A 25510-nucleotide genomic window follows, 5' to 3' on the forward strand; every position below is an offset into this window, starting at 1 on the left:
GCAGCTTTATCACTTACCAGTCGGTAATGATGCTACCCGCGGGTAATAAAAACAACCCCTATCCGGCCGGACGTGACGGAGGGCCTTCGACTTCTGGAGGAACGTCCGGCTCCTGGCGCCGTAGTTCGTCCAGGGCCCCTACGGCGGCCGCCGTGACCGGCACCGCCAGCAGCATCCCGAGGATGCCCGCGAGGCTCGCCCCCGCGGTGATCGCCAGCAGCACGACGGCCGGGTGCATCTGCACCGTGCGGCTCTGCACCATCGGCTGCAGCACGTGCCCCTCCAGCACCTGCACCGCCAGCACCACCCCCAGTGCCCAGACGCCGATCACCCACCCCCGGTCGGCGAGGGCGACGAGCACCGCCACCGCGCCCGAGATGAACGCCCCCAGGTACGGGATGTAGGCGCCGACGAAGACCAGCGCGGCCAGCCCCACCGCCCCCGGCACCCCCAGGATCAGCAGGCCGATGCCGATCAGCGTGGCGTCGATCAGCGCGATGACCGTCGTCCCCCGCATGAAGCCCTCGACGGCCCCGAAGGAGCGGCGCGCGATCCGGTCCAGCAGCGGCCCGGTGCGGCCGGGTGCGGCGTCGCGCAGCAGGCCGGGGAAGCGGGCGCCGTCGCGCAGGAAGAAGAAGGTGAGCAGCAGCGCCAGCACGGCGGTCGCGATCAGCTGGCCCACGATGCTGATCCCGGACACCACCCCGGAGGCCGCGCGGGCCCCGTACTTGGTGGCGAAGGACTTGAGGCTGTCGATGGTGTCGTTCAGCGAGGTCCCCGTGGCGCCCAGGCGCGGCAGCACCTTGCGGGCCACGTCCTTGAGCGAGGCCACGATCTCGTCGCCGGTGTCCAGCAGGCTGTGCACCACGACGTACCCCGCGCCGGCCACGAACAGCACCAGCACCACGCAGGTCAGCGCCGCGGCCAGCGACCGCTGCACCCGTGCGGCCCGCAGTCTCCGGTGGAGCGGGCCCAGCAGGGCGCTGCCCAGCAGGGCCAGCAGGACGGGCGTGACCACCGCCGCGAAGGTGACGACGAGCCAGACCACGAGCGCGCCCACCCCGGCCACCAGGAGCACGACGCCGCACCACGCGGCCGTCCGTCGCGCGGAGGCCGGCAGAAGGGGCGCGTCCACCCGTCCAGCGGATCACGGGGGGTCCGCTGTCCGCATGCCGGAAAAGGCGAACGGGTGGCCCGCCCCGGTCGGATACGATATTGACGGTCCGTAGAGGAAATCCTCACCCACAGTAGCGACTTGGGAGCAGCCGGCAATGGCTCGACACCTCATCACCAGCGCCCTTCCGTACATCAACGGGATCAAGCACCTGGGCAACATGGTGGGGTCCATGCTCCCGGCCGACGTCTACTCCCGGTACCTGCGCCAGCGTGGCCACGAGGTCCTCTACATCTGCGCCACCGACGAGCACGGCACCCCGGCCGAGCTCGCCGCGCAGGAGGCCGGGCTCCCGGTCGCCGAGTTCTGCGCCCAGCAGCACGACGCGCAGAAGGCGGTCTACGACGGCTTCGCACTCTCCTTCGACTACTTCGGCCGCAGCTCCTCGCCGCAGAACCGGGGGATCACCCAGGCCATCGCCCGGGAGCTCAAGGAGAACGGCTTCATCGAGGAGCGCGCCATCCGCCAGGTCTACTCCCTGGACGACGAGCGCTTCCTGCCCGACCGCTACATCGTCGGCACCTGCCCGCACTGCGGCTACGACAAGGCCCGCGGCGACCAGTGCGAGAACTGCACCCGCGTCCTGGACCCGACCGACCTGATCGAGCCGCGCTCCGCGATCAGCGGCAGCAGCCGGCTGGAGGTCCGCGAGACCAAGCACCTGTTCCTGCTCCAGTCCAAGCTCTCCCACGAGGTCGAGGCCTGGGTCGACGAGCACGGCAAGGACTGGCCGACGCTCGCCTCCTCCATCGCCCGCAAGTGGCTGACCGAGGGCCTCCAGGACCGCGCGATCACCCGCGACCTGGACTGGGGCGTGCCGGTGCCGGCCGACACCTGGCCGGACCTGGCGGCCGAGGGCAAGGTCTTCTACGTATGGTTCGACGCGCCGATCGAGTACATCGGCGCCACCAAGGAGTGGTCGGACGCCGCCGCCGACGGCGAGCCGCGCGACTGGCGCTCCTGGTGGTACGACGTCGACACCGAGGTCCGCTACACCGAGTTCATGGCCAAGGACAACGTCCCCTTCCACACCGTGATGTTCCCGGCCACCCTGCTGGGCACCCGCGACAAGTGGAAGAAGGTCGACTTCGTCAAGGCCTTCAACTGGCTCACCTACTACGGGGGCAAGTTCTCCACCTCGCAGCGGCGCGGCATCTTCACCGACGCGGCCCTCGGGATCCTGCCGGCCGACTACTGGCGCTACTTCCTGATCGCGAACGCGCCCGAGTCCGACGACACCTCCTTCACCTGGGAGCACTTCGCGGCCTCCGTCAACAAGGACCTCGCCGACACCCTCGGCAACTTCGTCAACCGGGTGCTGTCCTTCTCCCGCAAGCGCTTCGGCGACGAGGTGCCCGCGGGCAAGGAGGCCGGGGAGGCCGAGCGGCGCCTGGGCGAGCAGATCGCGGAGCTCCTCGCCGAGTACGAGCGGCACATGGAGGACCTGCAGTTCCGCAAGGCCGCGCAGGCCCTGCGTGCCCTGTGGAGCGCCGGCAACTCCTACCTGGAGGAGAAGGCCCCCTGGCTGGAGATCAAGACGGACGCCGACGGCGCCGCCCTGACCCTGCGCACGGCCATGAACCTGATCCACCTCTACGCGGTCGTCTCCGAGCCCTTCATCCCGGCCACGGCCGCCGCGATGCGCGGTGCCTTCGCCCTGGCGGACGACACCGCGGTCTGGGTCACCCCCGAGGAGGCCCGCGCCCTGGCCGCCGTCCCGGCCGGGACGTCCTTCACCGTCCCGCCGGTGCTCTTCGCGAAGATCACCGAGGAGGACCTGGAGTCCTACCGCGAGCGCTTCGGCGGGGAGCCGGAGGCCGCCTGATGCCCACCGAGGCCAGGGACAGGTCCCCACTGGTGCTGATCCTGGCGGTGGGCCTGACCCTGGTCCTGCTGGTGGCCGGGGTGATCCTCGCCGTCTCGCTGACCGGCTCGGGCGACCGCCGCTCGGGCGCGGCCCCGGACGCGCACGGCGCGTGCCGCGGCAGCAACGTCACGCTGGAGGCGGCCGCCCGGCGCTTCGGCCTGCGGCTGCCGGACGACCGGCGGGACGTGCACTACCTCGCGCAGGGCGGCGGGCTGTCCGGCGCGCACGAGCTCGAACTGAGCTTCCGTACGACGGCCGACGGCCTGGAGGGGTTCCTCTCCGGTTCCGGTTTCGGCGCGCTCGGCCCCGACGTCCAGGCGCTGCGCGTGGGTGAGCCCCCCGCCGACCCCTGCCGCCGCGCCGCCGGTGGCCTGGCGAACGCCCGCTACGCCGGCGACCACGTCCCCGCGGCGGCGGCGCACGGCGCCTACAGCCGCGGCGTCGCCGTCGACGACAGCGACCCCGCCCACCCGGTCGTCGCCGTCGTCGCCCTGGACGGCTGAGCGTGCGGCCCGTCATGGTCGCGCTCCGGATCGACGTGCCCGAGGACCTGCGCGACCGCCTCGCGGCCATTGCCGAGGAACGCGGTCCGTCCCTCGAGGCCTACGTGTCGGATCTTGTCCGCGACGAGGTGCGGCGCAGGGACAACCTGGCCGTCCTCGAGCGGTTCTCGAGGCCCGCGTGCGGCACCCGGCTCGCCGAAGGCGACGTCATGGACGTGTTGCGCACGGTGCGGGCCGAGCGGGACGCGCAACTCGGTGTGCCGGGAGGCGACCAGGACGAGTGATCGTCGTCGACGCGGCACTTCCGACGACCCGCGTTCTGCGGTGACACCGAGGGGCCCGGAACCGCATGGTTCCGGGCCCCTCGGCGTCACGACGTGGTGCGGGCCGTCAGGCCTTCTTCTCCGGGGGGAGCCGCAGCGCGAGGTGCAGCTCCTTCAGGCGGGCCTCGTCGACCTGGCTCGGGGCGCCCATGAGCAGGTCCTGGGCGTTCTGGTTGAGCGGGAAGGCGATGGTCTCGCGGATGTTGGGCTCGTCCGCGAGCAGCATGACCATGCGGTCGACGCCCGGGGCGATGCCGCCGTGCGGCGGGGCGCCGAAGTGGAAGGCGCGGAGCATGCCGCCGAACTCGTGCTCGACGGTGTCCCGGTCGTAGCCGGCGATCTCGAAGGCCTTGTACATGATCGCGGGCTCGTGGTTCCGGATGGCGCCGGAGGACAGCTCCACGCCGTTGCAGACGATGTCGTACTGCCAGGCCAGGATGTCCAGCGGGTCCTTGGTCTCCAGCGCCTCCAGGCCGCCCTGCGGCATGGAGAACGGGTTGTGGGAGAACTCGACCTGTCCGGTGTCCTCGTTCTTCTCGAACATCGGGAAGTCGACGATCCAGCAGAAGCGGAAGACGTCCTCCTCGAACTGGCCGGCCCGCTTCGCGGCCTCGACCCGGACGGCGCCCATGATCTTGGAGACCTCGTCGAACTCGCCCGCGCCGAAGAAGATCGCGTGGCCCGGCTTGGCGTCGACGGCCGCGAGCAGCGCCTTGACGTCGTCCTCGGTGAGGAACTTGGCGATCGGGCCGGTGAGGGTGAGGTCGTCGCCGACCCGGACCCAGGCCAGGCCCTTGGCGCCCTGCTCGACGGCGTAGTCGCCGAGGTTGTCGAAGAACTTGCGCGGCTGCTCGGCGGTGTCCGGCACCGGCAGGGCGCGGACGTGCTTGCCGGCGAAGGCCCTGAAGCCGGAGTCGGCGAAGACCGCGGAGACGTCCACCAGTTCCAGGCGGGCACGCAGGTCGGGCTTGTCGTTGCCGTACTTGACCATCGACTCGCGGAACGGGATCCGCGGGAACGGGGAGGTCACGTGGCGGCCGCCGCCGAACTCCTCGAAGAGGTCGGTCATGACCTTCTCGATGACCTGGAAGACGTCCTCCTGCTCGACGAAGCTCATCTCGACGTCGAGCTGGTAGAACTCGCCGGGCGAGCGGTCGGCGCGGCTGTCCTCGTCGCGGAAGCAGGGCGCGATCTGGAAGTAGCGGTCGAAGCCCGCGATCATCAGCAGCTGCTTGAACTGCTGCGGGGCCTGCGGGAGCGCGTAGAAGGTACCGGGGTGCACGCGGGAGGGCACCAGGAAGTCGCGCGCGCCCTCGGGCGAGGTCGCGGACAGGATCGGGGTGGCCAGCTCGTTGAAGCCGAGCGCCGTCATCTCGCGGCGCAGGAAGCTGATGACCTGGGTGCGCAGCATGATGTTGCGGTGCATGCGGGCGCGGCGCAGGTCGAGGAAGCGGTTGGTGAGCCGCATCTCCTCGTTGGCGTTGTCCTCCGGGAAGACCGGGAACGGCAGCTGGTCGGCGGCGCCGAGCACCTCCAGCTCGGTGACCTCGACCTCGACCGCGCCGGTGGGCAGGTCGGGGTTGACGTTCTCCTCCGAACGGGCGACGACGCGGCCGTCGACGCGCAGCACGGACTCCTTGGACTGGTGGCTCAGCGCCTCGTACGCGGGCGTGCCCGGCCGGGCGACCAGCTGGACCACCCCGTAGTGGTCCCGGAGATCCACGAACAGGATGCCGCCCAGATCCCGGCGATTGTGCAGCCAACCACTCAGGCGCACTTCCGCGTCTACGTCGGTGGCGCGCAGCTCACCGCAGGTGTGGGACCGGTACCGATGCATCGTTCATCCAAGTCGTCTGAAGTTCGGGGATGAGGCCTCCCCAGTCTACGGGGGTACGCGCGCCCGACCCCATTCGGATGAAAGCCGCGAAAAACCATAAACTATGCGAATGCGCATCGAGGACGTGCTGGCCTCGCTCGGCACGGGCGTCTGGCGCTGGGACAGCGCCACGGACATGGTGGAGCTCGACGCCGTGTGCGCCGGACTGCTCGGACTTCCGCCCCGGCCGCAGAGGGTCCACTCGGGGGTGACCCGGGCCTGTTACCACGCCTCCGACTACGTGGACATGTCGGCGGCGGTCGCCCTGGCGGTGGCCGAGGGCACCTCCTCGGAGTCCTCGCTGCGCGTGGTCCGCGAGGACGGACGGGTCGTCCGCACGGTCGTGATGCGCACCTTCGGGCTCCCCTCCGCGGACGGCCGGCCGCAGGAGATCGTCGGGACGCTGCAGGAGGCGCCCGCGGTCCACGGGATCGTGGGCGCGGGCACCGGCGCCCGGTCCGCCGTGACGGCCCCGGCCGCACCGGCCGACTGGCGGCGGTCCCGCGAGGCCTTCCTGCTGGACGCGGGCCGGGCGCTGGCGGAGGCGGACAGCACCGAGGAGGTGCTCCGCGTGGCCGCCCACCTGTCCATGCCGGGGTTCTCCCCCGACCGCCTCGCCGTCTTCGGCGTCCAGGGTGACCGGCTCCGCGCCATCGGGTTCCACGGGCAGCAGCCCGGCGACGAGCTGCCCTTCCTGGACATGCCGCTCGGCACGGAGTACCCGGCGGCGGTCGTGGTGCGCACCGGCCGTGCCGTCTACCTGCCGAGCCCGCGGGCGTACGAGGAGCGCTTCCCGGCCACGTGGCCGCTGGTGCGGGACTTCGGGCGGTCGTCCTGGGCGTATCTGCCGCTGGTCGCCGCGGGCCGCACGATCGGCGCGTGGATGGCTGCCTTCCGGGAACGCGTCGCCTTCACCCCGGACGAGCGGTCGGTGCTGACCACCGTCGCCCGGATGCTCGCCCAGGCGCTGTCCAGGGCGCATCTGCACGAGTCCGAACGGGAGCTGTCCGACGGGCTGCAGCGTGCGATGCTGCCGGGACGGCGGCCGCAGGTCGAGGGGATGACGCTGACCGCCCGCTACGTGCCGACCGGCGGCGGGCTGCAGGTGGGCGGCGACTGGTACGACGTGATCGACCTGCCGTCCGGGCGCACCGCGCTGGTCGTCGGGGACGTGCAGGGCCACGACGTGCGGGCGGCAGGACTGATGGGGCAGTTGCGCATAGCGCTGCGCGCGTACGCCGCCGAGGGGCACCGCCCGGACGCGGTGTTGTCCCGGACCTCCCGTTTCCTGGCCGGGCTCACACACTGCTCCGAGGAGAGCGAGGACAGCCGTTTCGCCACCTGCCTCTACCTGGAGCTCGATCCGGCGAGCGGCACCCTGGACGTGGTGCGGGCCGGCCATCTGGACCCGGTCGTGCGGCTGGCGGACGGTACGACGATCGTCCGGCGGACGGCCGGCGGGCTCCCGCTGGGGGTCGTGCCCGACTCCGACTACCCGACCACGCGGCTCACCCTGGAGCCCGGCGAGACGATGCTGATCTGCACGGACGGCCTGATCGAGACCGGGGGCCACGACCTGGACACCGGCTTCGGGCGGGTGCGCTCGGTGCTGGAGGACACGGTCGACGACGGGCTGGAGGCACTCGCCGACACGCTCCTCGAGGCGGTGCACGGGCCGGCCTCGCACCATCTGACCGGCCCGCTCGCCGACCGCCGCGAGGACGACATCGCGCTGCTGCTGGTGCGCCGCGACCCCGTCGGGACGCGGGGCGAGGTCCCGGTGCGGCGCAGTGTGCTCACCGTCGCCCAGACCGATGCCCGGCAGCTGCGGGCGGCCCGGGAGGAGGTCCGCGCGCTGCTGCACGACTGGACGTCCGGCGAACAGGTGGACGCGGCCGTGCTGCTGGTGTCGGAACTGGTCACCAACGTGCTGCTGCACACCGACGACGACGCGGTGCTGGGAGCGCAGTTGCTCGGCTTTCCGGGCGTCCGGCGGCTGCGGGTCGACGTGACCGACCGCAGCGACGACATGCCGCACCGCCGCACCCCGGGCGAGCTGGCGGCCTCCGGGCGCGGACTGCTGCTCCTGCAGGAGATGTCGGACGCCTGGGGCGTGGATCCGCTCGGCGAGGGCAAGGCGATCTGGTTCGAACTCCACGAGGCTCCCGTCCGGGCCTAGCGGCCCGATACGCTGTGTGCCGTGTACGGCTACGACCAGAACGGGATGGCAGGGGCGGCGCCGCCGATGGGCGGGGCCGCGATGGGTGCGAGCTACCCCGAGCCGTCACCGCCCTCGCTGGCGGACGCGGTCCGCGCCTTCACGACGGGCTCGATGTCGGCGGAGGACTTCCAGGCGGTCTTCGCCACGTCCAAGGTCTACTGCCCGCGCGGTGACAACCCCGGTTTCCTGGCGCTGCACGACACGCAGCAGCCGGTGATCCCCATGTTCTCCTCGCTGAAGCAGCTGCGCCGCTACGCCGGCAAGGAGTCCAAGTACTTCGTGATCACGGGCGCCGAGGTGCTGGACCTGCTGCCGACCGGCTACGGCTTCGTGCTGGACATGGAGGGCGAGCACCGGATGGTGTTCGACGCCAAGGCGGTCGAGCAGATGGTGGAGTTCACCATGCGGCGGATGTACGGCTGATCCCGCCGCACCCCACGGAAACCGGACAAAGGCCGGGGAACGGTTGCGGGAAGTTCAGCGTTCAACTATGTTGAACGTTGAACAATACGAGGAGGATCCAGGCCATGCCCGCAGTGACCGTCGAGAACCCGTTGACCCTGCCGCGCGTCCACGCCCCCGCCGACGCGGTACGGCGGCGTGCACTGCAGGTGACCACAGCCCCCAGCGGCTTCGAGGGGGAGGGCTTCCCCGTCCGCCGCGCCTTCGCGGGCATCGACTACAAGAACCTCGACCCGTTCATCATGATGGACCAGATGGGTGAGGTGGAGTACGCGCCCGGAGAGCCCAAGGGCACGCCCTGGCACCCGCACCGCGGCTTCGAGACCGTCACCTACATCATGGACGGCGCGTTCATCCACCAGGACTCCCACGGCGGCGGCGGCACCATCACCGACGGCGACACGCAGTGGATGACGGCCGGCAGCGGGCTGCTCCACATCGAGACCCCGCCCGAGGCGCTGGTCATGAGCGGCGGCCTGTTCCACGGTCTGCAGCTGTGGGTCAACCTGCCCGCCAAGGACAAGATGATCGCGCCGAAGTACCAGGACATCCGCGGCGGCAGCGTCAAGCTGCTGGCGTCCGAGGACGGCGGCGCGCTCATCCGGATCATCGCCGGCGACATCGACGGCCACGAGGGCCCGGGCGCCACGCACACCCCGATCACCATGCTGCACGTCTCGGTGAACCCCGGCGCGGAGCTCACGCTCCCCTGGCGCGCGGACTTCAACGCCCTCGCGTACGGCCTGGCCGGCCGCGGCACCGCGGGCCCGGAGGGCCGGCCCTTCCGCATGGGGCAGGCCGTGGTCTTCGGGCGCGGCGATTCCCTCACGATCCGCGCCGACGAGTCGCAGGAAACGCGCAGCCCGAACTTCGAGGTCGTCCTTCTGGGCGGGCTGCCGATCCGTGAGCCGATGATGCAGTACGGCCCGTTCGTGATGAACACCCACGCCGAACTCGCCCAGGCCTTCGACGACTTCAAGGCCGGCCGGCTCGGCACCGTTCCCGCCGGTCAGGAGTGACGGCGGCCGCCGCGGGCGGCTCCGCATTAAACGGCCCCGGCCGGGAATCCGATTCCCGGACGGGGCCGTCGCATACGGTGGGAGCAATTCCGTCGGGCGGTTCGTTGGCCCTTCATTGGCCGCTGCATTCACCCTGAGTGACTGCACGTGCACTTGCACGTGCAGATGCACGTGACTACGTCTCTGGCTATCATCTCCCGTGTCCTGCACGGCACTTACCTGGAGAGAAGCATGCGCCACACGTACAACGGCATGGCCGCGTCCGATCTCCGCGGAGTGGTGTGGCAGAAGAGCCGGCACAGCAATGCGAACGGTCAGTGCGTGGAACTGGCCGCGCTTCCGGACGGCGACGTGGCGGTGCGCAATTCGCGTTTTCCGGACGGACCGGCGCTGATATACACGAAGGACGAGATCGAATCCCTCATCGTGGGGATGAAGAACGGGGAGTTCGATCACTTCGTGGCGAACTGACCCCGGTCGTCCCCGGCACGGTTCAACGGGACGGGCCGTCGTCCTGTCCGGGCATGCGGAAGAGGGCCCAGACGACCTTTCCCGTGCCGGTCAGGGGATGCCAGCCCCAGGTCTCGCTGAAGGACTCCACCAGGTGCAGTCCGCGTCCGGACTCGGCGACGAAGTCGGGGGCCTTGGCGACGGGTCCGTGGTTGCTCGGGTCACGGACCGCGCAGACTACGCGCGTTGACCATCTGACCAGGCTGAGCCTGACGCACCCGTGGGCCGCGTCCTCGGGCAGTGCGTAGCGCAGGGCGTTGGTCACCAGTTCGGAGGCGACCAGTTCGATGCCGTCCTGGAGCTCCTCGAGCCGCCAGGCGTGCAGCGTCGTCCGCGCGAATCTTCGTGCGTCACCGACCGCTTCGTACCGGGGCGGCAGCGGGCAGGAGGTGGCGCTCGACGACGAAAGGCGCTCCGGAACCAGCCCGTCCCATAAGGGCTGCACCCCGGCCGAGCTCTCAGTCCACATGCGCACCACCCGGTATCGGCACGTACGTCATCGTCCCGTACGGCCGGTGGCCGATGCAAGGGGCGGATGCACGTGCATTTGCATGACACGGGGCGGGTGGTGCGGAAGTGACGATCGAGCGTGACCGATCGAGTACTGAACGCAGCGCGAAGATGGCAGACTGCTGGATGCCACGGGGAGAAGGTAGGCGCAAATGACCACAGTGCAGTCAGGAAGCGGATCCATGGTGCGCCGCATCCTCCTGGGCTCGCAGCTGCGCAGGCTGCGCGAGGCGCAGGGCATCACCCGTGAGGCCGCCGGCTACTCCATCCGCGCGTCCGAGTCGAAGATCAGCCGCATGGAGCTCGGGCGCGTGAGCTTCAAGGAGCGCGACGTGGCCGATCTGCTCACCCTCTACGGCATCACCGACGACGCCGAGCGCACGGGGCTGCTCGGGCTGGTGCGGGAGGCCAACGTCGCCGGCTGGTGGCACGGCTTCGGCGACGTCCTGCCGCAGTGGTTCCAGACCTACGTGGGCCTGGAGGAGTCCGCCTCGGTCATCCGGTCCTTCGAGACGCAGTTCGTGCACGGACTGCTGCAGGCCGACGACTACACCCGCGCCGTCATCGAGCTGGGCCACCCGGACGCCCCCGCCGACGAGGTGGAACGCCGGCTGGACCTGCGGCACAAGCGCCAGAAGCTGCTCGGCTCGGAACTCGCCCCGGAGATCGTGGCGGTGATGGACGAGGCCGTCGTGCTGCGCAGGTTCGGCGGGCGTGAGGTGATGCGGGCCCAGGTCGCGCACCTGGCCGAGGTCTCGGAGCACCCCCACGTGACGGTGCAGTTGCTGCCGCTGGAGTTCACCGGGTACTCCGCCGGGGCCAGCGGTACCTTCACCCAGCTGACCTTCCCGGAGTCCGACGTGCCGGACGTCGTCTACGTGGAGCAGCTCACCGGGGCGATGTACATCGACAAGCGCGAGGAGGTCGACCAGTACCGCGTCGTCATGGCGAAGCTCCGCGCCGACTGCCTCTCCCCGGAGGCCACCAGGGACCGGCTGAACGCCGTCCTCCGCGACATCTGAGCGTGCCCGGCGGCACCGCCGGGTGCCGCGTCGGCCCCTCTGAACAGGGGTTTTGCAGCTTTTCAAAGATCTCACTCGATCGAGTGAAGTGGACCTTGACGCATTGGTCGGGTCATCGGCCCGGTGATCTCATGCTCCGGTGAGCCCGTACCTGCGGACCCGCACGACCGACGGGTGCGTCGTGGTCGAACTCAGCGGGGAGATCGACATCGTGGCGGCGATCGAGATCACTCCGCTGCTCGACGCGCTGACCCGCGCCCCCCGCACGGACCTCGTCGTCGACCTGGGGCCGGTCGACTTCATCGACTGTTCCGGACTCGCCGCGCTGTGCCGCGTACGGAGCCGGGTCCACGGCAACGGCGGGCGGGTGCAGTTCGTCTGCGCCCGGCCCCCGACCCTCAGGGTCCTGCGCGCCACCGGGCTGCTGAAGGCCTTCCGGCCGGTGCCGAGCGTGGACGAGGCGCTCGCCCGGATCGGGCGGCCGTGACCGCCCCGTCCACACGGCCGCGGGTCAGTCCGAGCAGACGGCCGACACGAACTCGGCGACCCGTTCCTGCGGCAGGTGGCGGGCCACGTCGGCCTCGCTGATCATGCCGATGAGGCGGTGCGCGGGATGGTCGATCACCGGCAGCCGGCGCACCCGGTACTCCTCCATCAGCTCCAGCACCCGGTCGATCTGCTCGTCCCCCTCGATGATCTGCGGCCGGCCCATGGCCAGCTCGCCGCAGGTGACCTCGGCCGGGTCGCGTCCCTCGGCGACGCACTTCAGCACGATGTCCCGGTCGGTGACGATGCCGACCAGCACGTCGTCGTCCCCGCAGATCGGCAGCGAGCCGATGTCCTGCTCGCGCATGATCCGGGCCGCGTCGGTGAGGCTCTCCCGCTCCCCTACGCACATGGCGCCGGGGTGCATGATGTCCAGTGCGGTGGTCATGACGGCGCCTCCTTGTGGCGTGGACCGATTTCCTTTGGCTCCATCGTCACCCTGGTGGAGTACTTCCGCGATAGGGAGCACGCTGGAAGGAGACACCGGGACCGCTGGAGGTGTTCCGTCATGCAGACCCTCGTCGGATGGCACATAGAGATGGACTTCCGGGAGGACGGCGCGCGGACGAAGGCCGCCGCGCTGCTCCGTCTCCCGGACGGCACTGAGGTCCGGTCGCACGGCCACGCCAACCGGCATCCCTCCGATCCCGAGCAGGAACGGGTCGGCGAGGAACTCGCGGCGGCCAGGGCGCTCAACGACCTCGCCCGTCAGCTCCTCGGCAAGGCGGCGCACGAGATCGAGGAGGTCACCCGCGTGCCCGCGCACCCCAGGATCTGAGCCCCCGGGATCTGAGCCCCCGGGACACGAGCGGGCCGGGCCCGGCCCGGCGCCCTCACAGCCAGCCGCGCCGCTTGAAGACCAGGTAGAGGCTGACGCAGACCACGCCCATCAGCAGGATCGCGAAGGGGTAGCCGAGCAGCCAGTGCAGCTCGGGGATGTGGTCGAAGTTCATGCCGTAGATCGTGCCGACGAGGGTGGGCGCGAAGAGGATGGCGGCCCAGGCGGAGATCTTCTTGATCTCCTCGTTCTGCTCGAAGCCGGCCTCCGCGAGCGCCCGCATCTCGGCGTTCTGCTGCTGCGCGACGAGGGTCGCGTTGAGGGTGAGCAGGTCGCCGAGCGCCTGCCGGAAGCCGTCCACCCGCTCGATGGTGTGCGTGACGTGGTCGGCCACGTCGCGCAGGTAGCGCTGCAGTTCCTCGTCGGTGCCGTACTTCACGAAGCCCGCCTGCAGCCCGTCCAGCATGGGGACGAGCGGGCGGGTCGCGCGCTGGAACTCCAGCACCTCCTGGGAGAGCTCGTAGATCCGGCGGGAGACCTGCGGGTCGCCGCCGAAGACCTGGATCTCGCTCTCCTCCATGTCCTTCTCGACCCCCGCGACGACCGGCGCGTAGCCGTCGACGACCGTGTCGAGTATCGCGTAGAGCACCGCCTCCGGCCCCAGCGTCAGCAGTTCGGGGTTGCTCTCCATGCGGCGCCGCACGGCGGACAGGTCGGGTGCCGCGCCGTGGCGGACGGTCAGCACGAAGCCGGGGCCGACGAAGATGTGCAGCTCGGCGAAGTCGACCTCCTCCGGGGCGTCCAGGTAGCGGGCGGCGCGCAGGACGACGAAGAGGGTCTCGCCGTAGCGCTCCAGCTTGGGGCGCTGGTGGGCCTGGATCGCGTCCTCCAGGGCCAGCGGGTGCAGGTCGAACTCCTTCGCGAGCGACACCAGCTCGGCCTCGCTCGGCCGGTACAGCCCGATCCACGCCATCGCGCCCGGCTCCGCGCGCAACTGGGTGTACGCCTCGGCGAGCGAGGAGGGGGTGGCGATGCGCCGGCCGTCGCGGTACAGGGCCGCGTCCATCACGCTGCTCACGCCGGCGACCGCGGTCTCCGCGATCCGCGGCTCCAGGGAGGCGTCGCCCTCCCCGGCCGGGGGTGCGGACGGCCGTGCGGGGCGGGCCGTCCTCGCCGTCCTGGTCCTCTCCTTCGCCGAGTTCCTCAGTGCGCGCAGGGCTCGCAGTCGACGCCCGGACACCGGCAGCACCCCCTCCTTCGGGCCTTCCGAGCAGGGTAGCCCGAGCCCGCCGGGAAGGGCCGCACCTCACCCGCACCGGCACCCGGTTCCGGGTGCCGTCGCCCGGCCCGGGGCGTCCGTGCCGACGGCCGGGGCCGTGTCCGCCGGCGCTGCTCGTGGTCTTCGTCCCGTTCGCGATACAGCGGTACGCACGCGGGGGGCGGTGACCGGGACCGACGAGTAACCTGATTCGCGGGGGACACGGGGGACACGGGGGGCGTACTCCGGAGGTCTTGATGGACGTCCCGGTGCTCTTCGGCCGGTTTCTCCTCGCGCCGCCCGCCCTTGCGGGGCCCGCCGTCCGCCCCGAGGACCCGTTCCCGCCGGGCGTGCTCCGCGGGCCGCTCCCCTCCGCCTTCCCCTCCCGCCCCGGCCACGGGCTCCGGCAGGCAGCCGGCCCGTTCTCCGACCCGCCCTCCCCGCTTCCCGTGACGCCGTGAGCGGCACCCCTCGGGCGGGAAGAACAAGAACGGTGAGCGGAGCGTAACGTTGCGGGCGGATACGGAGTGGCTGGCCATGGGGACTCCCGAGGAACGCGTGGACGCGGGCGTGGCGGACGCCGTCACGTTGCTGCTCGACGCCGAAGGGAAGCTGCTGACCTGGCCCCCCGCCGCCGAGCGGCTGCTCGGCCGCCGGGCGGCGGACGTCATCGGCACCCCCGCGGTGGGCCTGCTCGCCCCGGAGGACGCCGCACGGCCGCCGGAGATCGCCGAGCGCTGCCGTACCGAGGGCGGCTGGACGGGCGCGCTGCGGCTGCGTCGCGACGACGGCCTGAGGGTCACGCTGGGCGTACGGGTGGCCGGGCTCCCGGAGGGCGTCGGCGGTTCGTCCGCACGCTGGATGGTCCTGGCGGCGGAGTCCCGCAGCACCGCCCGGTCGTCGGCGTCCGGGATGACCCCGACGATGCTGGAGCGGATCGTGGGCCAGACGCCGATCGGGCTGGCCGTGGTCGACACCGAACTGCGCTGCGTCTGGTCGAACGCGGCACTGGAGCGCTTCGGCGCCGGCCCCTCCCAGGAGCGGCTGGGCCGCCGGCTCGCGGAGATCCAGCCGGGCCTGAACGCCACGGTCCTGGAGGCGCAGATGCGCCAGGTCCTGGAGACGGGCGTGCCGGTGATCGACTACGAGCACGTCGGACGGTTCCGAACCGACCCGCGCCGCGAGCAGGCGCACGCGATGTCCTTCGTGCGGCTGGAGGACGAGCGCGGCGTCCCCGTGGGCGTCTGCTACTCCGTGGTGGACATCAGCGACCGCTGGCGGGCCAGGAAGCGGCTGTCGCTGCTGGACCGGGCCAGCGAGCACATCGGCCGCACCCTGGACGTGATGCACACCGCGCAGGACCTGGCGGACGTGGTCGTGCCGGACCTCGCCGACTACGTGGCGGTCGAGTTGCTGGAGTCGGTCATCAAGGGCGCGGAGCCGCAGCCCGGCCCGCTGGGCGACGCGGTCACCGTGCCGCTGCGCCGCGGCGGGATGCGGTCGGCGCGGCAGGGCGAGCCCCAGCCGGCGTTCGGCATCGGGGCGGTCTCCGCGTACCAGGAGGACACCCCGCCGATCCGCTGCCTGACCGACGGCACGTCCTGGCTCAGCTCGCGGCTGGACCCGCTGGAGCGGGAGTGGGCCGCAGGACCGGCCGGCGACCGGGTGCTCCACTTCGGCGAACTCGGCCTGCACACGGCGATGGTGGTGCCGATCCGGGCCCGCGGGGTGACCCTCGGCGTGACCCTCTTCTTCCGGGTGCGCCGTGCCGACCCCTTCGACGGGGAGGACCTGCGGCTGGCGGAGGAGGTCGTCGCCAGGGCCGCGGTCTGCCTGGACAACGCGCGCCGCTACACCCGGGAACGGGACGCGGCCCTCGTGCTGCAGCGCAGCCTGCTGCCGCACACCTTCCCCCCGCAGGACGCGGTGGAGGTCGCCACCTACTACCGGCCGGCGGACGAGCTGTCGGGCGTGGGCGGCGACTGGTTCGACGTCATCCCGCTGTCCGGGGCGCGGGTCGCGCTGGTGGTGGGGGAGGTGGTGGGCCACGGCATCGAGGCGGCCGCGACGATGGGCCAGTTGCGTACGGCGGTGCGGACCCTGGCCGACCTCGACCTGCCGCCGGAGGAGCTGCTGGCCCACCTGGACGACCTGGTCGTCCAGGTGTCCCGGGGGGCCGGGGAGTCCGCGACCGTCGGGGTCGGCGGCAGCGCGCTCGGGTCGAGCTGCCTGTACGTGACGTACGACCCGGTCAGCAGGCACTGCGTCATGGCCAGTGCCGGCCATCTGCCGCCCGCCGTGCTCCGGCCCGCGGGCGAGCGGTGCGGGGCCGAGGGCGGGGAGGCCGTCCGCTTCCCCGAGCTGCCCATCGGCCCGGCGCTGGGCCTGGGCGGACTGCCCTTCGAGGCGACCGAGTTGCAGATGGAGGAGGGCAGCGTCCTCGCGCTGTACACCGACGGCCTGGTCGCGCCCGTGGAGGGCGCGGGGGACGTGCCGGACAGCGGGCGGAGCCGGCTGCGGGCCGCCCTGGAGGCGGAGGACGTGCCGCTGGACGCGCTGTGCCGCGGTGTCGTCGACGAACTGGCCCCCGCCCGCCCGCACGACGACGTGGCGCTGCTGCTGGCCAGGACGCGCTGCCTGGACCTCGGCCGGGTGGCCTCCTGGGACCTGCCCGCCGACCCCGCGGTCGTGGGCCGGGCGCGAGCCCTGTCCACCCGGCAGCTGGAGGACTGGGGCCTGGGCGACCTCGCCTTCACCACCGAACTGGTCGTCAGCGAGCTGGTCACCAACGCGATCCGGCACGGTTCCGGTCCGATCCGCCTCCGGCTGATCCTGGAGCGCGCGCTGATCTGCGAGGTCTCCGACGCCAGCAGCACCTCGCCGCACCTGCGGCACCCGCGCACCAGCGACGAGGGCGGTCGCGGGCTGTTCCTGATCTCACAGTTCGCGCAGCGGTGGGGCACCCGCTACACGGACGAGGGGAAGATCATCTGGGCCGAGCAGTTCCTCGACGGCCACGGTCCCGACGTGGGCATCGACATCGGCATCGACACGGTGACGGTGGGCGGGCCGGCCTGACGCCGGGTTCCGCCGCGCGTTCTCCCGTACGCCCGTCACCGGTGGGCCCGTTCACCCGCACGCCCCGGCGCCTTTGCCGGGGCGTCGTGCTGCGGGCCGGGGGACGGGGATGGTCCAGACCTATTGCCATCTGGTCCAGACCTTTCTACCCTGCCAGGGAACTGTGGTGGGCATGACATGGCGTCAACCGTCCACCAGGCGGCACTGGTTTCCCCGTCGGCCCCCCACTCGAGGAGCACCCTTGAGCACTGGAGACACCCCACGCACTCCACGCACCAGACGCATCAGGACCACAGCCGCCGCGGGACTCACCGCGCTGCTGCTCCCGCTCGCCGCACTCGTCGGCCTGGCCACGCCGGCCCACGCCGCGGGTACCACCGCCACGTACACCAAGACCCAGGACTGGGGCACGGGGTTCGAGGGCAAGTGGACGATCACCAACGGCGGTTCGTCGCCGATCAGCAGCTGGACCGTCGAGTGGGACTTCCCCGCCGGCACCTCGGTGACCTCGGCGTGGGACGCCGACGTGACCGGCTCCGGCACCCACTGGACCGCCAGGAACAAGAGCTGGAACGGCACGCTGGCCCCGGGCGCCAGCATCAGCTTCGGCTTCAACGGCGCCGGTAGCGGCAGTCCGAGCGGCTGCAAGCTGAGCGGCGGCTCCTGCACCGGCGGTGGTGGCGGCGACCCGACGCCCACCCCGACCCCGACGCCGACCCCCACCCCGACGCCCACGCCGACCCCGACGCCGACCCCCACCGGCCCCGCGGGGAGCAAGATCCGCCTCGGCTACTTCGCCGAGTGGGGCGTCTACGGCCGCAACTACCACGTCAAGAACCTGGTGACCTCGGGCTCGGCGAGCAAGCTGACCCACATCAACTACGCCTTCGGCAACGTCACCAACGGCCAGTGCGCCATCGGCGACTCCTACGCCGACTACGACAAGGCCTACACCGCCGACCAGAGCGTCGACGGCGTCGCCGACACCTGGGACACCGGGGCGCTGCGCGGCAGCTTCAACCAGCTGCGCAAGCTGAAGAAGCAGTACCCGAACATCAAGATCCTGTGGTCGTTCGGCGGCTGGACCTGGTCCGGCGGCTTCGGCCAGGCGGCCGCCAACCCGACCGCCTTCGCCAACTCCTGCTACAACCTGGTCGAGGACCCGCGCTGGGCCGACGTCTTCGACGGCATCGACATCGACTGGGAGTACCCGAACGCCTGCGGCCTGTCCTGCGACACCAGCGGGGCCTCGTCCTTCAAGACCCTGATGTCCGCGCTGCGCACCAGGTTCGGCTCCAACAACCTGGTCACCGCGGCCATCACCGCCGACGGCACCAACGGCGGCAAGATCGACGCCGCCGACTACGCGGGCGCCGCGCAGTACGTCAACTACTACAACGTGATGACGTACGACTACTTCGGCGCCTTCGACGCGGACGGCCCGACCGCCCCGCACTCCCCGCTCACCTCCTACAGCGGCATCCCGATCGCCGGGTTCTACTCCGACGCGGCGATCCAGAAGCTGAAGGGCAAGGGCATCCCGTCGAACAAGCTCAACCTGGGCATCGGCTTCTACGGCCGCGGCTGGACCGGCGTCACACAGGCCGCCCCGGGAGGCTCGGCGACCGGCGCCGCCCCGGGCACCTACGAGGCGGGCAACGAGGACTACAAGGTCCTCAAGAGCACCTGCCCCGCCACCGGTACCGTCGCGGGCACCGCGTACGCGCACTGCGGCAACAACTGGTGGAGCTACGACACCCCGTCGACCATCGCGGGCAAGATGGCCTACGTGAAGAACCAGGGCCTCGGCGGCGCGTTCTTCTGGGAGTTCAGCGGCGACACGGGCAACGGTGAGCTGATCACCGCGATCAACAACGGTCTGAGCTAGGCGTCGCGAGCCGGGCCGTACGGGCCGGAGGGGCGGGTTCGGGCCGCCCCTCCGGCCCGGTCGCGTACGGGGCCGTCAGCCGGTGGCGCAGGACGCGCCGTCGAGGGTGAAGCCCGTGGGCGGGGAGGACGTGCCGGACCGGGTGCCGACGAGCCCGAAGGTGACCGAACCGCCCGCCCGGACGTCTCGGTTGTAGTCCTCGGCCCGGGCGGTGACCGTACCGCCGCGCTGGGAGAAGTCGGCGTCCCACATCTGGGTCACGCGCCGGCCGTCGGAGTACCGCCAGCCGACCGTCCAGCCGTGGAGGTCCTTGCGGGTCGTCAGGGTGACCTCGGCCTGGAAGCCGTCGTACCAGCGGTCGGTCACCTCGTAGGCGACCGTGCAGGACGGCGCCGGCGGCTTCGCCGGGGCCTCCTGGGCGGGCGGCGCGCCGGAGGACGGCGCGCGGTCGGCGGCGGGGATGGTGTGCTCGGCGGCGGAGGGCTCGATCTCCTCGGGGAACCGCGCGCTCCCGCCGGGCTCGGCCGCCTCGGAGGCGCCGGACGCGCCCGGGGACGGCAGCGGCGGGAAACCGGGACCGTCGGGGGCGGCGCCGTCGTTGCCGCCCTGGGCCGTCGGCGCGGCCTCGGCGGAGCGGGGGGCGGAGTCGTCGGCGGTGACCAGGGCCGTCAGGCAGACCACGGCGGCCAGCGCCGCGACCGCGCCGGCCACGGCGGCCCTGCCCCCGGGTATCCGGCGCCCGGCCCGCCCGGCCCGCACGGCACGGGCGGTACGGGCGGTACGGGAGGCACGAGCGGTACGGGCCGCCCGTCGCGACGGCGGGGTCGGCACGGCGCCCCGCCCGGCCGCCCGGCGCCGGGCCTCCAGGTAGGCGGGACCCGCCCAGCCCAGCACCCCCTCGGCCAGCGCCTCTGCCGGGCCGCCGCCGAACGGGGTCAGGCAGACGGCGGCCCGCGCGCAGTCCGCGCAGCCGCGCAGGTGCCTGCGCAGGTCCTCGGGCGCCGCGTCGACGGGCATCCGGGTGGCCGCGTCCAGCAGCCGGGCGTAGCCCTGGCACTCGTCGGAGGGCGGTTCCTCCTGGTGGGCACGGAGGCAGCGGTCCCGGAAGTCCTGCCGGGCCCGGTCGGTCTCGCGCTCCGCGGCGGCGACGTCGATGCCCAGCGCGCGGGCGGTGACGGCCGCGGGGCGGCACTCGACCTCGGCGAACCACAGCAGTGCCGCGTCCGCCTCCGCCATGTCCCGCAGCCCGCGCAGGGCCAGCGGCTCGGGGCGCGCCGCCCTGCCGCGGCGTGCGGCGCGTTCCGCGTTGAGCCAGATCCGGAACTCCGGGTGCAGGCTGTCCCCCTCGCCCCGGGCCTGCCAGTCCGCGGCGGTGTCCCGTACTGCGGTCAGGAGCAGCGGCAGTGGCGGCAGTCCCGGTCCGGGCGAGGGGTCCATGGCGTCGGACGTCAGGTCCAGGCCGCGTTCGAACGCGTCGGCGGCGAGCAGCCCGCCGTCCTCGGGGGAGAGTGTGCACAACTGGGCGAAGCACAGCGCTTCCGCCCAGAACTCGGACAGCGGTACGGCCTCGGGGACCGGGGCTGCGGAAGTCATCGGGCGGGGGACCAACCCTTCGGCGTCGGGAGGCGGTTGCGCCTGCGCCTGGTGGTGCGGGGAGCCTTTCACGGTTCCCACACAAGTAGCAAGGCGCGACTTCGTCTGCCGACGGGGTGGTTGGGGCCTGAGCGAGGCTGTGCGGTTCTGCGCCCCCGGTGAGCGGTCCCGGTCAGTCGCGGTGGACGAAGCGGGCGACGACCGAGAGGGCCGCGGCGCCCTTGATCATGCCCATCCGGTTCCAGGTGAGCCCGAAGTCGGCCCGGTCGACGAGTACGTCCACGGTGAGCACGACGGCGTCCGCGGAGGGGGACTCGACGCGGCCGGTGAGGGCGACCGGGCGGGTGGTGCCGCGGACGGTCAGCTCGCCGTCGGCGGAGAGGGTGCCGTCGGTGCCGGCGGTGACCCGGTGGGCGGTGAAGACGATCGCCGGGTGGGCGTCGGCGTCGAGGAATTCGGCGGAGCGCAGGTGTGTGTCGCGCTGCCTGTTGCCGGTGTCCAGCGAGGCTGCGCCCACGGTGAGGGTGCCCCGCGCGCTGCCGTCGGCGGCGAGTTCGCCCTCGCCGCCGACCTCGCCGAACGCCCCCTTCACGGTGGCCGCGCCCCACATCGTGCGGTGGCGGAGCCGTACGGCCGAGGCCGCGGGGTCGAGGGTCCAGGTGCCCGCGCGCAGGCCGGTGGGGGTGGTCGTCGAGTCGGTCATGGGTGCCGCACCCTTCGTAGCTCGGCCGGCCAACCGCGATAGCTAGCCAGATATTAAGTAGCCAGTTAGACAATAACCGGCGTTGGTACCCTGGGCAATGTGACGGCGGAGATCCACGCGGAGACGGACGGCCGGTGCCCGGGCACCGCCGACCTGCACCTGCTCGCGCGGTGGGACGCGCTCCAGTCCGGCTTCCGGCGGGTGACCGACCAGTTGCTGGCGGACGTCGAGGCACGGTCCGGGCTGGCCCCGTCCTCGTTCCAGGCGCTGTGGTTCCTGATGACCACCCCGGAGCGCTCCGCGCCCATGCACCGGCTCGCGGGCACGCTGGGCTTCACCACGGCGGGCACCACGAAGGTGGCCGACCGCCTCACGGAGGCGGGGCTCATCGAACGCCGCCCCTGCCGGGAGGACCGGCGCGTCACGCTGGCGGTGCTGACCGAACAGGGGCTCCGGGTGGCCATGACGGCGGCGCTCACGTTGGCCGACGCGCTGCGCGAGCGCGTGGTCGGGCCCCTCGGCGGCCCGGAACGGTTCGAGGCCCTCACGGACGCGGTCACCGCCGTCGACCCCGATCCGCCGTCCGGGCCGCCCTGCGAGGGCTGAGGAGCGGCGCGGGGTCCCCTGCGGCGGGGTCGCCGGGTTGCTGTTGCGGCCGGTTCGTGGGGCCGGTTCGTGCGGCCGGGTCTCAGGCCTGGACGGTGACCGAGCGGGGGTCGAAGCCGTAGGGGAGTTCCAGGCGGTGGGCGCGCATCAGGGCGTCGTCGGAGAGGAGTTCCTGGGTGCGGCCGTCGGCGACGACGGTGCCGCCGCTGAGGACGACCGAGCGCGGGCACAGCTCCAGGGCGTACGGCAGGTCGTGGGTGACCATCAGGACCGTGACGTCCAGCGAGCGCAGGACGTCGGCCAGTTCGCGGCGGGAGGCCGGGTCGAGGTTGGAGGAGGGCTCGTCCAGGACGAGGATCTCCGGCTCCATGGCGAGGACGGTCGCCACCGCCACCCGGCGCCGCTGGCCGAAGGACAGGTGGTGCGGCGGCCGGTCGGCGAACTCCGCCATGCCGACCCGTTGCAGCGCCTTGCGGACGCAGGCCTCCAGCTCGGCGCCGCGCAGACCGGCCGCGGCCGGGCCGAAGGCGACGTCCTCCCGGACGGTGGGCATGAAGAGCTGGTCGTCCGGGTCCTGGAAGACGATGCCGACCCGGCGCCTGACCTCCGCCACGTGCTTGCGGTCGCCGACCGGGAGCCCGGCGACGGTCACGGAGCCGGCACCGGCCTCGAGGATGCCGTTGAGGTGCAGCACGAGGGTGGTCTTGCCCGCGCCGTTGGGGCCGAGGAGGGCGACCCGCTCGCCGCGGGCGATGGTCAGGTCGACGCCGAACAGGGCCTGGTGGCCGTCGGGGTAGGCGTAGGCGAGGCCCTTGACCTCGAGTGAAGCGGTCACAGGAACCATCCCATCAGGCAGACCGCCAGTGCGGCGGCCGGGAGCACGGCCGCGTACGACCACTGGGCGCGCGAGGCCGTGGCCTCGTCGATCACCGGCATGCTGCCGGCGTAGCCGCGGCTGACCATCGCCAGGTGGACGCGTTCGCCGCGCTCGTAGGAGCGGATGAACAGGGCGCCCGCGGACTTGGCGAGCACGCCCCAGTGGCGCGGGCCGCGCGCCTCGAAGCCGCGCGAGGCGCGGGCGACGCGCATCCGGCGCATCTCGTCGGTGATGACGTCCCCGTACCGGATCATGAACGAGGCGATCTGCACCAGCAGCGGCGGCAGGCGCAACCGCTGCAGGCCCAGGAGGAGTTCGCGCAGCTCGGTGGTGGAGGCCAGCAGGACGGAGGCGGCGACGCCGAGGGTGCCCTTGACGAGGATGTTCCAGGCGCCCCACAGGCCCTGCACGCTCAGCGACAGGCCCAGCACCTCGGTGCGCGGGCCCTCGGCGACGAACGGCATGAGGAAGGCGAAGGCGACGAAGGGCACCTCGACCAGCAGCCGACGCAGCAGGAACCCGGCCGGTACGCGCGCCACGGCGGCGACCGTGGCCAGGAGCACCGCGTAGAGGCCGAAGGCCCACACCGCCGAACGCGGTGTGGACACGACGACCAGGACGAAGCAGAAGACGGCGGCGATCTTGCACTGCGGGGGCAGCGCGTGCACCGGTGAGTGCCCGTGCCGGTAGAGCCGGTGGGCGTGCCCCGCGCCCATGGCTACGCGTCCGAGCCCGGCCGGCGGCGGACGACCCAGAAGACCCCGGTGCCGAGCACGAGGGTGGCGCCCACGCCGATCACACCGGCGAGGCCGCCGGAGAGCCGGGCGTTGCCGACGTCCTTGGTCTGGTAGTCCGCCAGCGGCGAGTCCTTGGCCGCGTGGTCCTCGACCTTCTTGTCGATGCCGTGGTCCGCGGCGACCTTCTCCAGGCCGTCGGGGCTCGCCGAGGCGTAGTAGCTGACGAATCCGGCGAGCAGCACGGCGGCGATCAGGCCGGCGATCCACAGCGGCCGTATGCCGCCGCGCTTCGGGGTAGTGGTCACGGCCGCCATCAGACGGTCGCCTCCTTGAGCTCCAGCGGGCGGCGCAGGTCACGGGCGCCGTGGACGAGGTCGGGGCGGACGGCGACGACGGCGCCCACCGTCGCGGCGGTGATCACCGCCTCACCGATGCCGATCAGGACGTGCACGCCGACCATGGCGGTGAAGACCTTGCCGAGCGAGACGTCGGTCGTCCCGCCCAGCGCGTAGATCCCGGTGAAGGCGACCGCTGCGGCAGGGACGGAGATCAGGGCGGCGACGAAGGCCGCGCCCGTCACCCCGCCACGTCCGTTCGGCAGCACCTTGACCAAGGCGCGGAACAGGGCGTAGGCGACGACCACGGTGACGATCGCCATGTCGGTGATGTTCACCCCGAGCGCGGTGAGCCCGCCGTCGGCGAAGAGCACGCCCTGGATGAGCAGGACGACGGACACGCACAACACCCCTGTGTAGGGGCCGACGAGTATCGCCGCGAGCGCGCCGCCGAGAAGGTGACCGCTGGTGCCCGCGGCCACCGGGAAGTTGAGCATCTGGACGGCGAAGATGAACGCCGAGACCAGCCCGGCCAGCGGCGCGGTGCGCTCGTCCAGTTCGCGTCGCGCGCCGCGCAGGCTCACCGCCACGGCTGCGGCCGCGACGGCACCGGTCGCCACCGACACCGGGGCGTCGATGAATCCGTCGGGTACGTGCATGGGGAGCTCCGCTCCAGGGTCGTATAGGAAGTCGAACGCTCAATAATAGAGTCCTATTGCGACACGTTTGCAAGAGCCTGTGCAGTGCCGGAGCGCATCCCGTGCATATGTCCGTTCGTGCTTCATCCCCGCTTCATCTGCGCTTTCGGCCATCGCTCAGAGCAGCGGGCGTCCCGCCCGCAGGTTCCAGCGCCCCGACCGCCCGCTGAATTCCGTCGCCGTCAGCGGCGGCACGTCGATCCGCCAGAAGGACGCCTCGGGGGCGCCCAGGGCCCGTACCGCGCAGGCCCGGACGATCTCCGGTTCGACGACGGCCAGCACGCGGCCCGGCGTCGCGGCCAGCCCGTCGAGCCAGCCGCCGACGCGGGCGCACAGCTCGCGCAGCGACTCGGCGTCGTGCGGCGCCGCGTCCGGGTCGGACAGCCAGGCGGCGACCGCCTCCGGCTCCTCGGCGCTCACCTCGGCCAGGGTGCGTCCCCGCCAGCGGCCCAGCGCCCATCCCGCGGGCGCGGTCTCCTCGGTGTCGAGGCCGAGCGCCTCCGCGGTCGCGCGGCAGCGCACCGTGGGCGAGACGGGCACCGGTCCCGCGCAGGACACCGGCGGCGAACCGGCCAACGCGCGGGCGGCGCCGAGCGCGTGCTCGTCCGGGGGCACGTCGTCGTCGAAACGGGCCTCGCGCAGCGCCGCGTTCACTACCGGTGAGATCAACGTCACCCGGGTCGTCATGCACCCTCCTCGTCCTCCGGCGACCCCGCGGAATCGCCAACTGCGGCCTCGGCCAGGGCCCGTGGGCCACCCGCGGACGGCTCCCGCGCGTGCCGGGGCGCCCCCGCGCGCTCTTGGCCGGATCTCCGGATCGCGGTACCGTCACGACGACATTCACGACGACACGGCGGAAGTCCGGTGCAAATCCGGCACGGTCGCGCCACTGTAAGCCCAGCCCCGCGCCAGGCGAGTCAGACCCG

Annotated in this window: 23 protein-coding genes and 1 pseudogene; 13 read left to right on the forward strand and 11 right to left on the reverse strand. The window is 72.2% G+C overall.

The window, feature by feature from the left end; all coding sequences use genetic code 11:
* Positions 1-58 precede the first annotated feature (58 nt).
* A complete protein-coding gene (locus ABZ479_RS09300; RefSeq protein ID WP_500460892.1) occupies positions 59-1135 on the reverse strand; it encodes an AI-2E family transporter in 1077 nt (358 codons plus the stop codon).
* A gap of 136 nt (positions 1136-1271) precedes the next feature.
* On the opposite strand from ABZ479_RS09300, the gene metG reads away from it, so the two are divergent.
* The 3 genes from metG to ABZ479_RS09315 are packed head-to-tail and all read left to right on the forward strand — an operon-like array spanning position 1272 to position 3828.
* Positions 1272-2999 (forward strand): methionine--tRNA ligase, encoded by a 1728-nt coding sequence (gene metG / locus ABZ479_RS09305; RefSeq protein WP_500460894.1) that lies wholly within the window; start codon positions 1272-1274, stop codon positions 2997-2999.
* Positions 2999-3544 carry a hypothetical protein gene (locus ABZ479_RS09310; protein ID WP_500460895.1) on the forward strand — a complete coding sequence of 182 codons (546 nt, stop codon included), beginning with the start codon at positions 2999-3001 and terminating at the stop codon, positions 3542-3544. Before metG ends, ABZ479_RS09310 begins: the two co-directional genes overlap by 1 nt.
* A 14-nt stretch (positions 3545-3558) precedes the next feature.
* Positions 3559-3828, forward strand: coding sequence for a hypothetical protein (locus ABZ479_RS09315; RefSeq protein ID WP_500460896.1), 270 nt, complete (start codon positions 3559-3561; stop codon positions 3826-3828).
* Positions 3829-3934: 106 nt separating this feature from the next.
* Here ABZ479_RS09315 and aspS read toward each other — a convergent pair whose 3' ends face one another.
* Complete coding sequence (aspS, locus tag ABZ479_RS09320; RefSeq protein WP_500460897.1) at positions 3935-5704, reverse strand: aspartate--tRNA ligase; 1770 nt, start codon at positions 5702-5704, stop codon at positions 3935-3937.
* Positions 5705-5813: 109 nt separating this feature from the next.
* On the opposite strand from aspS, the gene ABZ479_RS09325 reads away from it, so the two are divergent.
* The 4 genes from ABZ479_RS09325 to ABZ479_RS09340 all read left to right on the forward strand — a co-directional run bounded on the left by ABZ479_RS09325 (position 5814) and on the right by ABZ479_RS09340 (position 9916).
* A complete protein-coding gene (locus tag ABZ479_RS09325) occupies positions 5814-7922 on the forward strand; it encodes an ATP-binding SpoIIE family protein phosphatase (protein ID WP_500460898.1) in 2109 nt (702 codons plus the stop codon).
* Positions 7923-7943: 21 nt separating this feature from the next.
* The gene (locus ABZ479_RS09330) at positions 7944-8387 is read left to right on the forward strand and encodes an SseB family protein (protein ID WP_089227507.1); all 444 of its coding nucleotides are present in this window, start codon (positions 7944-7946) and stop codon (positions 8385-8387) included.
* 104 nt (positions 8388-8491) lie between these two features.
* On the forward strand, positions 8492-9445 hold the full coding sequence (locus ABZ479_RS09335) for a pirin family protein (protein WP_499599397.1): 954 nt from the start codon (positions 8492-8494) through the stop codon (positions 9443-9445).
* Positions 9446-9676: 231 nt separating this feature from the next.
* Positions 9677-9916 (forward strand): DUF397 domain-containing protein, encoded by a 240-nt coding sequence (locus tag ABZ479_RS09340; RefSeq protein WP_499599398.1) that lies wholly within the window; start codon positions 9677-9679, stop codon positions 9914-9916.
* A 22-nt stretch (positions 9917-9938) separates the two neighbouring features.
* On the opposite strand, the gene ABZ479_RS09345 is transcribed toward ABZ479_RS09340, so the two are convergent.
* The gene (locus tag ABZ479_RS09345; protein ID WP_500460900.1) at positions 9939-10424 is read right to left on the reverse strand and encodes an ATP-binding protein; all 486 of its coding nucleotides are present in this window, start codon (positions 10422-10424) and stop codon (positions 9939-9941) included.
* Positions 10425-10617: 193 nt separating this feature from the next.
* Between ABZ479_RS09345 and ABZ479_RS09350 the strand changes: the two genes are divergently transcribed.
* Together ABZ479_RS09350 and ABZ479_RS09355 are read left to right on the forward strand one after the other, a co-directional pair.
* Complete coding sequence (locus tag ABZ479_RS09350; protein WP_499599401.1) at positions 10618-11487, forward strand: Sco1979 family transcriptional regulator; 870 nt, start codon at positions 10618-10620, stop codon at positions 11485-11487.
* Positions 11488-11626: 139 nt separating this feature from the next.
* Positions 11627-11974 carry an STAS domain-containing protein gene (locus ABZ479_RS09355; protein WP_499599402.1) on the forward strand — a complete coding sequence of 116 codons (348 nt, stop codon included), beginning with the start codon at positions 11627-11629 and terminating at the stop codon, positions 11972-11974.
* Positions 11975-11998: 24 nt separating this feature from the next.
* Here the strand turns inward: ABZ479_RS09355 and ABZ479_RS09360 are convergent, their stop codons facing one another.
* A complete protein-coding gene (locus ABZ479_RS09360; RefSeq protein WP_499599403.1) occupies positions 11999-12421 on the reverse strand; it encodes a CBS domain-containing protein in 423 nt (140 codons plus the stop codon).
* Positions 12422-12541: 120 nt separating this feature from the next.
* Between ABZ479_RS09360 and ABZ479_RS09365 the strand changes: the two genes are divergently transcribed.
* Positions 12542-12811, forward strand: a complete 270-nt coding sequence (locus tag ABZ479_RS09365; protein ID WP_018559126.1) for a DUF1876 domain-containing protein — start codon at positions 12542-12544, stop codon at positions 12809-12811.
* 55 nt (positions 12812-12866) lie between these two features.
* On the opposite strand, the gene ABZ479_RS09370 is transcribed toward ABZ479_RS09365, so the two are convergent.
* Positions 12867-14051, reverse strand: a complete 1185-nt coding sequence (locus ABZ479_RS09370; RefSeq protein ID WP_500460902.1) for a magnesium and cobalt transport protein CorA — start codon at positions 14049-14051, stop codon at positions 12867-12869.
* Positions 14052-14606: 555 nt separating this feature from the next.
* Here ABZ479_RS09370 and ABZ479_RS09375 point away from each other — a divergent pair.
* Together ABZ479_RS09375 and ABZ479_RS09380 are read left to right on the forward strand one after the other, a co-directional pair.
* The gene (locus ABZ479_RS09375) at positions 14607-17147 is read left to right on the forward strand and encodes a SpoIIE family protein phosphatase (protein WP_500460903.1); all 2541 of its coding nucleotides are present in this window, start codon (positions 14607-14609) and stop codon (positions 17145-17147) included.
* A 241-nt stretch (positions 17148-17388) separates the two neighbouring features.
* Complete coding sequence (locus ABZ479_RS09380; RefSeq protein WP_500460904.1) at positions 17389-19035, forward strand: glycosyl hydrolase family 18 protein; 1647 nt, start codon at positions 17389-17391, stop codon at positions 19033-19035.
* Positions 19036-19110: 75 nt separating this feature from the next.
* Here the strand turns inward: ABZ479_RS09380 and ABZ479_RS09385 are convergent, their stop codons facing one another.
* Both ABZ479_RS09385 and ABZ479_RS09390 read right to left on the reverse strand, forming a co-directional pair.
* The gene (locus ABZ479_RS09385) at positions 19111-20628 is read right to left on the reverse strand and encodes a cellulose binding domain-containing protein (RefSeq protein ID WP_500460906.1); all 1518 of its coding nucleotides are present in this window, start codon (positions 20626-20628) and stop codon (positions 19111-19113) included.
* A 172-nt stretch (positions 20629-20800) separates the two neighbouring features.
* Entirely contained in the window at positions 20801-21331 is a 531-nt protein-coding gene (locus ABZ479_RS09390; protein WP_500460907.1) for a YceI family protein, read from the reverse strand.
* Between the two features lie 99 nt (positions 21332-21430).
* Between ABZ479_RS09390 and ABZ479_RS09395 the strand changes: the two genes are divergently transcribed.
* Positions 21431-21937, forward strand: a complete 507-nt coding sequence (locus tag ABZ479_RS09395) for a MarR family winged helix-turn-helix transcriptional regulator (protein WP_500460908.1) — start codon at positions 21431-21433, stop codon at positions 21935-21937.
* 82 nt (positions 21938-22019) lie between these two features.
* On the opposite strand, the gene ABZ479_RS09400 is transcribed toward ABZ479_RS09395, so the two are convergent.
* The 4 genes and pseudogenes from ABZ479_RS09400 to ABZ479_RS09415 form a co-directional block, all read right to left on the reverse strand.
* Entirely contained in the window at positions 22020-22772 is a 753-nt protein-coding gene (locus tag ABZ479_RS09400) for an energy-coupling factor ABC transporter ATP-binding protein (RefSeq protein WP_500460910.1), read from the reverse strand.
* Positions 22769-23530 carry a cobalt ECF transporter T component CbiQ gene (gene cbiQ, locus ABZ479_RS09405; protein WP_500460911.1) on the reverse strand — a complete coding sequence of 254 codons (762 nt, stop codon included), beginning with the start codon at positions 23528-23530 and terminating at the stop codon, positions 22769-22771. The genes ABZ479_RS09400 and cbiQ overlap by 4 nt, the downstream gene beginning before the upstream one ends.
* A 2-nt stretch (positions 23531-23532) precedes the next feature.
* A pseudogene (locus ABZ479_RS09410) lies at positions 23533-24545 on the reverse strand (energy-coupling factor ABC transporter permease).
* Between the two features lie 156 nt (positions 24546-24701).
* Positions 24702-25271, reverse strand: coding sequence for a histidine phosphatase family protein (locus ABZ479_RS09415; protein WP_500460913.1), 570 nt, complete (start codon positions 25269-25271; stop codon positions 24702-24704).
* Positions 25272-25510 lie beyond the last annotated feature (239 nt).

Source organism: Streptomyces sp. NPDC005722 (assembly GCF_040630935.1).
Taxonomy (GTDB): Bacteria; Actinomycetota; Actinomycetes; order Streptomycetales; family Streptomycetaceae; genus Actinacidiphila.